Here is an 11,542-nt window from a genome sequence, read left to right on the forward strand (position 1 = left end):
GTCTTCCGGAGGGTTTGGAGAGGTTAATTCCTTTGACCCGTCGCGGAAGAATCGACTGGCGGAGTGAATTGCGCGATTGCATCGGCGGATATTATATCAGCGACTTTGCGATTATTCCCCCCTCCAAAAAGCTCCTCTATAGCGGAATCTACCTCCCGGGAGCCACTTCACGCCATCTCGAACTTGCCATCGCGATTGACAGTTCCGGTTCGGTGGATGAGGATTTATTGGGTCAGTTTATTGCCGAGATCGAGTCGATCACCAAACTGTTCGGTTCGTATACGATTACGTTGTTGGTGTGTGATGACCGTATCCGCAGTATAGATAAATTTATGAACGGAGAAGCACTGACGTATACTCTGATCGGCGGAGGCGGTACCGATTTCACCCCTGTTTTCGAGACGGTTGCATCGTGGATGCATCCGCCGAAAGTCCTCCTGTATTTTACCGATTTGGACGGTAAGTTTCCTCTCATTGAACCTCATTATGATACGCTGTGGATTACGCCGCAATCTCTGGAAGTTCCGTTTGGACGGATAATCGCCATAAAGGATGAGAATGGTTGAAAATGCCCTCAGAATCTTAAAAAATTCCAACCTTTTTATCACCGGAGGTGCCGGTGCAGGGAAGACAACGCTAACCCGAAAACTGATTGAGCATGCCGAGAGTGAGGGAAAAAAAGTTGCACGTCTCGCTTCAACGGGGATGGCGGCCACCCTGATCGGCGGTCAGACACTCCACAGTTTTTTTGATCTCGGAATCGCCAATTCACAAGAGGATTTGGAACGCAGCGGTAAACTCGATGCGTCGAAAAAAGTGATCAAGCTGATCCGTTCGATGGATACGATCGTCATTGATGAGATTTCGATGGTGGGAGCACAGCTTTTAGACATGATCCGTCTGCGTTTGCTGCAGTCAGAGTTTACCGGACGTGTAATTACGGTAGGAGATTTTCTTCAGCTTCCTCCCGTTGTCCGAGGGAATGAGCCGATCTATTTTGCCTTTGAATCTCCGAGCTGGGAACGGCTGGGATTTCAGACCTTGCAGTTGGAAGGATCCTACCGGACTCACGAAGCGGAGTTTTTGTCCCTGTTGGAAAAAGTACGCAATGCCCGTATCGATGAGGAAGCCGTGAATGCACTCGATGCGTTGGTGAAACCTCTCAGCGAGGATAAATCGACGATAACGCTGCTTTATGGGAAAAATATCAGTGCCCAAAACCATAACCGTGCCCAGCTGGAACATTTAAACGGTGATATTATCGGGCTTTCCACCTATGTTACCCTTCATGACAAAAAAATGCAGGAGAGAGATGTGGAGCGGTTTATGAGTGAGAGCCGCATCGAACCGACATTAGTCCTCAAAGTAGGTGCACCGATCCTCTTTACCCGTAATTCGTGGAACTATTATAACGGTGAGCGGGGACGGATCACCTCAATCGAAGAGGATATTATCTGGGTGAAAAAAGCCGATGGAGTAAGTGTCAAAGTCGAACGTTCCAGTACGACGAAAACACGGTGGGTGGAGAAAGGCAAAGCGGTGAGCGAAGAAAATCTCATTACCCTGAGCCAGTTTCCCATCACGTTAGCCTTTGCCATTACGATCCATAAATCGCAGGGGATGAGCTTGGCCGATTACGTGATTGAGACGAATGAAATCTTTGCCCCTTCACAGTTTTACGTCGCGCTGTCCCGTTCCGTTTCGGCGCATCGAGTGACACTGACACGGCCGAACCGAGAGTGGGAGAAACTCTGTTTTGTCCATCCGAAAGCGAAGCGATTTAGCGATTCGGTGTAAATGCCGCGGCTATAATCACCCGGTACGAGAACATCACGCTAAAGACAGCCGAGAGCAGGGCAACAGCCACCATCATGTACATGACGGCGAGCTGATAGGAGATCGCTTTGAGCGGATCGGCTCCGGCGAGGAGCATTCCGGTCGTAATACCGGGGATATGGATGATCCCGACCGTTTGGAGCATATTGAGTGTCGGAATCATGGAAGCTTTGACGGACGCTTTGGAGGCAAAACTCAGTGCCTCTTTCAACGGTGCGCCTAAGGCCACCATCCCCTCTATGGTCTCTATCGTATTTTTGACCTCTCCCCGAAAACGCTCGGTACTTTGGGTATAGACATTGAGCGCATTTCCGATGATCATTCCTCCGATCGGAATCATTTCATTCGGAACCATATGGATCACCCCAAACGCCATCATCGAGAGAAACACGATTCCCGACGATGCACCGAGCGTATAGAAAGCGATTTTAAAACTTTCTTTACCCAGCGGTATCCGTTTCCGGGCAGTATAGGCTCCGAAAGTCACCATGCCAAGCAGTACGAAAAAGAGTAACGAGGGATGTTGAATTTTGAAAAGATAAACGAGGACATAACCGAGCGCTCCGAGCTGAACCATGGCTAAAATCGAGTTGGTCAGGATCTGTTTTTCGAGACCGAAGTGTTCACGGCGTGAGTACCAAAGGGCAAAAATGATGAGGAGGTAAGAGGCTAAAAAGGAGTATTGCATAGAGAAAGGATAAACAATTTTAGATTAATTGAAAGAGTGAAGAAGAAAATCTGCCCCGAAAGGGGCAAGCTTCAGTGCCATAGCGGCGAGCGTAGGTTCAGGGGCTTTTGCTCCTGAAACGTTCAAATTAAAGTGACTCAGCGTGAGCAGAGAGATATTCAGCAACACCTTCAGTGCTTGCTTTCATACCGGCATCGCCTTTTGCCCAACCTGCAGGACAAACTTCACCGTGCTCGTTTGTGAACAACATTGCGTCGATCATACGGAGCATTTCATCGATGTTACGGCCAAGCGGAAGGTCGTTGATCACTGCGTGACGAACGGTTCCGTCTTTATCGAGCAAAAATGATCCGCGTAGTGCGACAGAATCACCGAGCAATACATCGTAATCACGAGAAATTTGTTTGTTAAGGTCTGCTACCAACGGATAACGAACTTGACCGATACCGCCTTGGTTTACCGGAGTATTCTTCCATGCAAAGTGGCTGAACTGTGAGTCAACTGATACACCGATAACATTGATTCCGCGAGCAGTAAACTCGTCAAGACGGTGATCGAAAGCGATGATTTCAGACGGACATACGAAAGTAAAGTCCAACGGATAGAAGAACAATACGGCACCTTTTTCGCCGAGGTTTTCGTAGAGGTTGAAGTTATCAACGATTTGGTTGTTCCCAAGAACGGTAGTAGCGGTAAAGTCAGGAGCTTTTTTGGTAACGAGCATGTGATTTCCTTGTGTGGTTTTTTGAGTAATGTGCAGAAATTGTAACACACGAAGATTAATCGAACTGAGAATAGAGAAGTTAACCTGAAAATCTAAAGGATAATTTTTATTATTTAGAATGAAACTTGCAGCCATCACAAACAAGATACGTTCGTGTGACTTCGCGACCGAAATGTACTATAATTGTTTCATGATGACGAATACGCTTATAACCTTTAAAACCCTTTTTTTAATGATGCGCAAATACCAGCGGGAATTAGTGTGGGGGAATCTGATTGCGATTGCCGCTACCCTTATTTCGATACCTATCCCTTTACTGATTCCGGTACTGGTCGATGAGGTTCTTCTCCATAAAAGAGGATGGATCACCGAGACGATAGATTTGTTGAGCCCGATACAGGAACCTTTACTCTATATCGGGATTGTTTTGGCCGTGACGGTGGCGCTGCGGGTTCTATTTTTTATTCTCAGTGTAATCTCCCAGCGCTATTTCATTACCCTTTCACAGGAGATGAGCTTCAAAATCCGTACTCAGGCTCTTGAACATTTGAAATCGGTTTCGATGTCCGCATATGAACGCCTCGGCAGCGGAAAAGTGGTCACTCATCTGGTGACCGATATCGATACGATCGAGCTTTTTTTGGGAAGTGCTTTGAGCAAACTTGTAGTTTCCGTTGCGACGCTCATCGGGGTGGCGGCAGTGCTGATCTGGATCAATCCGCTGTTTGGGATTCTTATACTGATCTTCCAGCCGTTAATCATGATCGTGACCCGTAAGATCTCAGGGCGGGTCGGAATCCTCAAAAAAGAGCAAAATCGTACGATAGGGGAACTCTCTGACACCCTTACACAGTTATGCGACCTTTTCGGTCAGATCCGTGCGAGTAACAAAGAAGAGCGTTTTATTGAACGGAGTATCGTCCAAGCACGTCTGCTCAAAGAGAGTGCCAGAGTCTACGGTATTCAGGCACTTCGGGGAGAACGTTTTTCGTATACTCTCTTTTTGAGCGGATTTGAGATTTTCCGGGCGGTTGGATTGGTGATGGTTCTGTATTCAGATCTCTCGATAGGGCTTATGTTCGGAATATTCGGCTATTTATGGTTTATGATGACCCCGGTACAGGAGCTGCTATCCCTTCAGTACAGTTTTGCCAATGCCAAGAATGCACTTGCACGACTGAATGAACTCCTCTCTCTTCCTAAAGAGCCGTCGTATCGACTGGAACACGATCCGTTTTCCGCATCGCAGGGAACCCGTATTGAAACGACTTCCTTGGTATTTGGATACGATCCTTCCGAACCGGTTTTGAAAGGGCTCAGCCTCACTATCGGCGCAGGACAAAAGGTAGCCATCATCGGTGCCAGCGGAAGCGGTAAAAGTACACTGGCGCAGCTTTTGGTAGGCTTTTATCCTCCGACCTCCGGTGATATCCGTTATAATGGTGTGAGTGTCCAAGAAATCGGCTTTTCCCGTATCCGCGACAAAGTGTTTGTTGTTTTGCAGCAGCCGTTGATGTTTAACGACACCCTCCGATTTAATCTCACGATGGGGGATGCGATACCGGATGAAGCAATTTATACTGCATTGGGTATCGCGCAGTTGGAAGATTTTGTCCGTATGCTTCCTTCAGGTCTGGAAACACAGGTCGGCAAGCTCGGAATTCGTCTTTCAGGCGGTCAGCGCCAGCGTCTCAGCATCGCACGGATGGTTCTGGCGAATCCAAATGTAGTGATTTTCGATGAATCCACTTCCGCACTCGATGTTCATACGGAGAGTGCATTGTTTGAGGCGTTGGAAAATTTTTTGAGTGAAAAAACGGTGATTATTATCGCCCACCGTCTCAGCACCATTACGAAAGCCGATTATATTTATGTCCTCGAAAACGGGACGGTACTCGAAGAGGGGACGCGCGAAGCGTTAGAAAATTTGGATGGAAGTTTTAAAAGCTTCGTACACCATCAGCATTAATCAGGAGCAGATATGGAAAATAAGATATTCGTCAATTTTATGATTTTTTCAACCTTGGGGCTCGTCACGTGGCTCTTTTTCCCTTTCCTAAAAAGTTTTTTTGTCGCATTTTTATTAGCGATTGTCGTATTTCCGCTCCATCGTTTGGTGGAAGCCAAAATACGCGATATCCCTAGACTTTATTCCTTGGCAACACTCATTTCAGCGGGAATTGTCACTCTGGCGCTCTCGCTTCTACTCTTTATTCCTATTGCTATGCTTTTGTTCCAGATATTCGATCAGCCTGCGAATACAATGAAGATGATTCGTGTTCTGTCTGACAAGATTGACACGATTACGACGGAGCTTCCGACATTTTTAGTATGGATGAAAGAGCCGCTGGATAATTTGATTTTATTGGGAAAAGCGCATAAAGATGACATTATTGCAACGTTTGCCACATGGTTCGGAAGCGGATTGAAAAATTTTATGTCGATGCTCGGAGAGATGGGAATGATTGTCGTTTTCTTCTTTTTCCTGAGTTGGTACGGGCGGAGAATCGTTCTCTTCTTCCTTCCGATAATTCCTCTGTCACGGACGATGAAGCGGGCATTTTTTAATGATATGCTGACCACGACCGCAGTAGTATTTTATACTTTGGGGGGTGTGATGATTGCCCAAGGATTGGCATTTGGTATTTTTATCGCTTTTTTCCAGGGATATAACCCTTTTCTACTCGGATTTATGACTGCGATTTCAGCCGTCATCCCGGTAGTAGGTACTGCCCTGATTTGGATTCCTGTGGCATTGAATGAGTATTTCAAGGGGAATATCATGAATGCGATTATTATTTCGATCTATTCGTGGGCAATGATGGCATTTTTCATTGACAATATCGTCAAACTGCTTATTTTGAATTTTGTGAATCGTACTTTAAGCGACAGCAAGAACCGGATGAACGAATTTATGATTTTCTTTGCAATTGTAGCGGGATTGGCGACGTTTGGTTTTTGGGGATTTATTTTCGGTCCGGCAATTGTGGCATTTGCTCTGACGACACTTCGGATGCTCCGAAAAGCCAATCGAAGCATCCATCGTTAATCTTACACACTAATATGAGCTAAGCCCATTTTAGTGGCAAGGACAGAATTGTCCTTTTTACGACGATTGAAGTGCTTGAACCTCTTCGCGTAATCGTGAGAGTTCTGCCATAATGGCGGTGATCTCATCCGTTGTTTTCGTGTCACTGCCGTGAGTATAGCGCTCAATAGTCGATTGGACGTTTTGGGTCAGCATGTCGAGTTTACTTTTTGCTTTGTCAATAAGGGAATTGTGATCAATGTTGAGATTCCCTTCGAGTTCATGGATTTTATCAACGATCTCGTCTTGATGTTTGAACAGTAAATATCCTGCTACTCCGCCGAGTGCGGCGCCGACGATAAAGGTAAGTGTATTATTTTGATTCATTGTTGTCTCCTACTGATTTTTTTTCTTGAGTAACTGTGATAACGCCCCGATCGCGAGTGACCCGATGGTCACTTTGGCGATACCGTTGGAAGCTTTAAGGGCGAGGTCTTTCGTTTCGTCATGAACGAATGTGATCAAGCCGTGTAATTCCTGCAGTGAAAGTTTTGATTTTTCACCGATCGAGCGGGTCTCTTCTTTGAGATGACCGAGGAGTTCGTTGACTTCATGCAGCGTCAGCGCTGCTTTGGTCGAGATGAAGCTAAGCTCATTTTGGACGTGACCGATAAACGCATTGAGCTGCTGCATCGACTTGATCGTTTGCAGACCGATGAAGACAATTACCGTCGTGATAAACACGGCACATACGGCGATAATACCGACGAAAATCGTAAGCCAGTCCACCTGCATCTAAACCTCCTTTATTGTGTGAGCTTTGGATACATGATAACGAAATGTTTCTTAATGTTGATGGAAGTTAATCTTTTAATGAGGGGGTTTAGATGCGTAACTTTCTCTCTTTTAAGTATCTAATATATATACTTTCCATATTCTATAGGTATTGAAGGCATATATGATACTCACATTATCACATCAAAAAGGCGGCGTCGGAAAATCGACGATAGCCTGGAACCTTGCGGTCAGTTTTTCAAAAATAATCCCAACTCGGATCATCGATCTTGATACGCAGCGTTCGCTTACGGTCACGAATGCGCTGCGGCAGGAACACAACCTCCAGCCGATTCCGATGCTCCATTTTAATACCGCAGGCGAATTGGCAGAATATGCGGATGCTGATTCGGATGATGTTCTTACCATCATTGACTCGGGAGGATTTGACAGTGCCTTTAACCGTGTTGCCATAATCGCTTCGGATTTACTGATCACCCCTGTGAGTGACAAGCCTTTCGATTTGATGGGATTGCAAAAGTACGAAGAGATTCTCAAAAGTCTTTCCGAGATACAAGGGGAGACGATCAAAACCCATATTCTCTTTAACAACATAAATCCCGCGATGAAACGCTTCGGCGATCTGATCGATTTTGTCTGTGCCTCCGATCACTTTGAACTTCTTATCCCGATTCTCCGTCAGCGTGTCGATATCGCCAATTCAGTCGGTGAGGGTAAAAGCATCAAAGAGTATCGGATATTCAGCCGGGCCGATCAGGAAATGGATGAATTGTTTGAAGAAGTAAAATCGATTTTAAATATACAATAAATATTTAAAATATATATAAAGGATATGTGATGGCTAAAAAAAGTTTTCTACAGAATATCGAAAAAGTAAAAAGTTCCGCTGCCATGAGCGAGCGTGAAGAGAGTCTTGTAAGTGATAAAACAAAGAAAAAAAAGCTTATTACGATTCCTACGGCATGGGAAGATAAAATACGGGAGTTTCACGGAGGAACAGTGAGCGCTTATATACTTATCGCACTCCAAGAGAGGATGCAGAAAGACGGATTAATTTAAATTTCGTCAAAAGGAACCGTTATACGAGGTTCTTTTTTTGTCTTTAAAAGTATTTTCTTGAATTATAAAAATATGGTATGGTTAGAAATTAACCTAAGTAACGAACAAAGATCCTTGCAAATGTAAGGCAAGAGGTCTATTATCGTTATAATACAAGATCTGTACTGATTTTGAAAATCCAAAAGGTGAGTTTGTATGATTAAGATTATCAATAGTGAAGAATTTTCCTATTTTTTGCGTGTCAATAGAAATAAAATTATAACCATTTGGATGAATAAAAATGAGGTGCAAAATATACTGCATCGGCATTCTTTACCTGTTATAGAGAAAAATACCCATCTTTTTTACCAGTTTTGCGACTGCTTTATCAGTGTGATCGAGTGGCGCGCAACCGTATCGGAGTGTCAGGTAAAAATAGATTTTTTACAGCTTTTAAACAACTACAACGTAACGATTGCAGATCTTTTTACATTGATTACCAAACTGAAAAATGCAATAGAAGAGGTCATTTTTGAAAATGGGAACCTTTCTTATGCCCTGCAAAGCGAAATCGATTCTCTGACGCTCCAGATGGCAAACGATTTGGCGTCGAATTTTGAAAATATTATCAGTAGCAACATAAACTATAAAAGCGAAAATTCCAATCTTCTAACCGAGTATAAAAAAGCGGTAGATTTGAGCAATATCGTCTCCAAAACGAATCCCAAAGGGGTTATAACCTATGTAAACGACAAGTTTTGCGAGATATCCGGATACACACGTGATGAACTTATCGGAAAACCGCACAATATCATCCGGCATCCGGATATGCCCAGAGAAGCGTTCAAAGATCTGTGGGACACGATCAAAGCGAAAAAAAGCTGGAATGGCGTGGTCACCAACATGAAAAAAGACGGAAGCCAGTATATCGTCGATACTACGGTGATACCGATTCTGGATGTTGACGGAGATGTCGTGGAATACATCGCTATCCGCCACGATATCACGGAACTGGAAGAGACCAAACAGCAATTAAGAAATATCAACAAAGCGATGAAACACAAGGTCGATGAACTCTATTCGATGACCAACACCCTAGAACAAAAAGCCTACAAAGACAATCTTACGGGAATCAACAACCGGGAAAACTTTGAAGATATTTTCAGCATCGAGATCGCCAATGCAAAGCAAAACCATCTGCCGCTTACTCTGATCATTTTTGATGTCGACCATTTTAAACTGGTGAACGACACCTACGGGCATCAAGCCGGCGATATTATTTTAATCGACTTAGTCAAACTGATTGCCGACAACATTAAAAACGGAGATGTTTTTGCACGATGGGGAGGAGAAGAGTTTGTTATCCTTACCCCTTCTACAGAAATCTCCGGAGCGTGCAATTTGGCCGAAAACCTCAGAAAACTTGTCCAGTCACATAGCTTTAGCTATGTCGAAAGCGAGATGACATTGAGTTTCGGGATTGCACAGCTTTCCGCCGAAGATACGAAAAAGACCCTTTTTGAAAAAGCGGACGGGGCATTGTACGAAGCGAAAAAGAACGGCAGAAACAGGGTTGAGGTTTATACTTCATAAGTCATCTGATTTTCTCTCTTCGAAAAAGAAATAAAGAGTTCTGTCGATTTCAAAAAAAATGAAATCGACAGATTGAGACCTTGCGTTACAATGCGGAAAAAAAGATTAGTTTTCTAGGTTTCAATGAATAGATATTGATAGGATTTTTTTCTATCGGGTAGATCTCTTGTGATGTATCTGTTTTAGGGAGTTTCTAAATGTTGGTGGTGGCCAATCTCGGATTGTGGCTATCCTCTTTTTCGAAAGCATATTGAGTGAAGAATCCTATAAAATAGGACTTTATGCAAATCATCTTATTCTCCATTGTGGTCAATTTTGTGGTTAAGTTGTATGAAACATTGAGAAAATAGTTTCATTCTATGTTGACAATATTAAGACTACTTTTCTGTGTTTTTGCTTGCTCAGAAGTGGAATATATAAAAACAGTTAATCATATTTTATATAATTAAATAATACTATGCATTTTGTATCACACAAAAAAATATGAGAAGGAATGTAATGTCAGATATTATTGAACAAACTAGTGAACAAAAAACAGAAAAAAATGAGCTTGTAGTAAATCTTTCAAAAGAAAATTTTGCGGATATGATTTTAAATTTTCTAGGAAAAAAAGAAGAACTTACATATAGAAGTGAGGAAAATGGATATTTTAAAATAACGTTGGATGATATTGAAGAATTTTATTTTTTATTAGAACAAAAAATAAATAGAGAACAATCTCTTATCCTTGACGCTTTTTCAATGGAATTATTTTATGACAATGGAACAAAACGGGTAGTACATAGTTTTGAAAAAATTGCTGGATTTGTTGAAACAAGAAATATTAAACCAAAAGCAGTTTTATTAGAATGGCATATAATTGTAAAATTTAATGATTCTCCTCATGTAGAAACTCAAAAAATCCAACTTCTTTTTAAAGCTTATGATAATGAATATATCGGAATAGTTGTAGAACATACAGATCAGATATGGGGAATGGAGGTATTGAGTTTATTCGAAAATCAAATAAAAAATATTTATGTACCTGAAAAAAAGAGTAATGTTTATGCTAAAAAAATTAAGATTTTTTTAGAGAGCACTCCTATTACTACAGGATTGACAATAATTATTGTATTTTTGATTATGGTTTTTATTGAATCACTTGATAAAAATATTAGAGATGATTTAAAATTTCAAACAATTAATAAAGTAATAAATATAAATTCACAAGAAGATAAAAAACTGGTTGAAAGTTCATTAGCTATTTATATGATTGACAAAGATTATAGGGACAAAAATATTATTGATACATTTTCCACAAAAGAAGTTAGTAATGAAATGAAAAATTACATTGACAATAAAAATAACAATAGTAATTCATTTAAAAAATTCTTGTTAAAAATATTTATTTCAATTTATGGGTTTTATACGATTTTATATTTCTACTTAGTGTATGTTATTCGTTATAACAAGAAAAATTCTTTTATTTTACTAACAAAAAAAGCTCATAAAGACTATGAAACATATAAAGATGACAAAAATAACAAGCAGTTTTACTCTATCAGTTTAATTGCTTTTACGCTCATTATAGGTCTTGTAATCAATTTTGTATCTGTTTTCCTTTTTTAACATAGTAGCTAATACCTGAATCGCACCAATGCGATTAAATCCCTTAAATAGGGATGGTGGTGGTTAATTGTGTGGTTGAAATGTGGTTAAAAACGATTTGGGAAATTTTCGATATCTTTGAAAGTTAGTGTTTTAGGGAGTTTCTAAATGGTGGTGGTGGCCAATCTCGGAATCGAACCAAGGACACAATGATTTTCAGTCATTTGCTCTACCGACTGAGCTAATTGGCCAC

12 protein-coding genes and 1 tRNA gene are annotated in these 11,542 nt (G+C 41.8%); 8 read left to right on the forward strand and 5 right to left on the reverse strand.

The window, feature by feature from the left end:
* Nucleotides 1–566, forward strand: a 566-nt coding sequence (locus WAO38_RS11005) for a VWA-like domain-containing protein (RefSeq protein WP_422237062.1), incomplete at its 5' end; no start/stop codon positions are given.
* A complete protein-coding gene (locus WAO38_RS11010; RefSeq protein ID WP_422237063.1) occupies nucleotides 559–1,797 on the forward strand; it encodes an ATP-dependent DNA helicase in 1,239 nt (412 codons plus the stop codon). The genes WAO38_RS11005 and WAO38_RS11010, both read left to right, overlap by 8 nt.
* Here WAO38_RS11010 and WAO38_RS11015 read toward each other — a convergent pair.
* Complete coding sequence (locus WAO38_RS11015; RefSeq protein ID WP_422237065.1) at nucleotides 1,781–2,524, reverse strand: ABC transporter permease; 744 nt, start codon at nucleotides 2,522–2,524, stop codon at nucleotides 1,781–1,783. The two genes, WAO38_RS11010 and WAO38_RS11015, sit on opposite strands and share 17 nt — an antisense overlap.
* A gap of 127 nt (nucleotides 2,525–2,651) precedes the next feature.
* Nucleotides 2,652–3,248, reverse strand: coding sequence for a peroxiredoxin (locus WAO38_RS11020; RefSeq protein ID WP_422237067.1), 597 nt, complete (start codon nucleotides 3,246–3,248; stop codon nucleotides 2,652–2,654).
* A gap of 190 nt (nucleotides 3,249–3,438) precedes the next feature.
* Here WAO38_RS11020 and WAO38_RS11025 point away from each other — a divergent pair, with 190 nt between their 5' ends.
* Both WAO38_RS11025 and WAO38_RS11030 read left to right on the forward strand, forming a co-directional pair.
* On the forward strand, nucleotides 3,439–5,217 hold the full coding sequence (locus tag WAO38_RS11025; protein WP_422237068.1) for an ABC transporter ATP-binding protein: 1,779 nt from the start codon (nucleotides 3,439–3,441) through the stop codon (nucleotides 5,215–5,217).
* Nucleotides 5,218–5,229: 12 nt separating this feature from the next.
* Nucleotides 5,230–6,297 (forward strand): AI-2E family transporter, encoded by a 1,068-nt coding sequence (locus tag WAO38_RS11030; protein WP_422237069.1) that lies wholly within the window; start codon nucleotides 5,230–5,232, stop codon nucleotides 6,295–6,297.
* Nucleotides 6,298–6,354: 57 nt separating this feature from the next.
* On the opposite strand, the gene WAO38_RS11035 is transcribed toward WAO38_RS11030, so the two are convergent.
* Together WAO38_RS11035 and WAO38_RS11040 are read right to left on the reverse strand one after the other, a co-directional pair.
* Nucleotides 6,355–6,663 carry a hypothetical protein gene (locus tag WAO38_RS11035; protein WP_422237071.1) on the reverse strand — a complete coding sequence of 103 codons (309 nt, stop codon included), beginning with the start codon at nucleotides 6,661–6,663 and terminating at the stop codon, nucleotides 6,355–6,357.
* 9 nt (nucleotides 6,664–6,672) lie between these two features.
* The gene (locus WAO38_RS11040; protein ID WP_422237072.1) at nucleotides 6,673–7,071 is read right to left on the reverse strand and encodes a hypothetical protein; all 399 of its coding nucleotides are present in this window, start codon (nucleotides 7,069–7,071) and stop codon (nucleotides 6,673–6,675) included.
* 163 nt (nucleotides 7,072–7,234) lie between these two features.
* Here WAO38_RS11040 and WAO38_RS11045 point away from each other — a divergent pair, with 163 nt between their 5' ends.
* The 4 genes from WAO38_RS11045 (at nucleotide 7,235) to WAO38_RS11060 (ending at nucleotide 11,310) form a co-directional block, all read left to right on the forward strand.
* Nucleotides 7,235–7,879, forward strand: coding sequence for a ParA family protein (locus WAO38_RS11045; protein WP_422237073.1), 645 nt, complete (start codon nucleotides 7,235–7,237; stop codon nucleotides 7,877–7,879).
* Nucleotides 7,880–7,908: 29 nt separating this feature from the next.
* Nucleotides 7,909–8,130, forward strand: a complete 222-nt coding sequence (locus tag WAO38_RS11050; protein ID WP_422237075.1) for a hypothetical protein — start codon at nucleotides 7,909–7,911, stop codon at nucleotides 8,128–8,130.
* Between the two features lie 195 nt (nucleotides 8,131–8,325).
* Nucleotides 8,326–9,702, forward strand: a complete 1,377-nt coding sequence (locus WAO38_RS11055) for a sensor domain-containing diguanylate cyclase (protein WP_422237077.1) — start codon at nucleotides 8,326–8,328, stop codon at nucleotides 9,700–9,702.
* Between the two features lie 498 nt (nucleotides 9,703–10,200).
* Nucleotides 10,201–11,310 carry a hypothetical protein gene (locus WAO38_RS11060; RefSeq protein ID WP_422237080.1) on the forward strand — a complete coding sequence of 370 codons (1,110 nt, stop codon included), beginning with the start codon at nucleotides 10,201–10,203 and terminating at the stop codon, nucleotides 11,308–11,310.
* A gap of 154 nt (nucleotides 11,311–11,464) precedes the next feature.
* Here the strand turns inward: WAO38_RS11060 and WAO38_RS11065 are convergent.
* Nucleotides 11,465–11,540: transfer RNA gene (locus tag WAO38_RS11065), tRNA-Phe, on the reverse strand.
* Between the last annotated feature and the right edge of the window lie 2 nt (nucleotides 11,541–11,542).

The organism is Sulfuricurvum sp. (assembly GCF_049277495.1).
In the GTDB taxonomy this organism is placed as follows: domain Bacteria; phylum Campylobacterota; class Campylobacteria; order Campylobacterales; family Sulfurimonadaceae; genus Sulfuricurvum.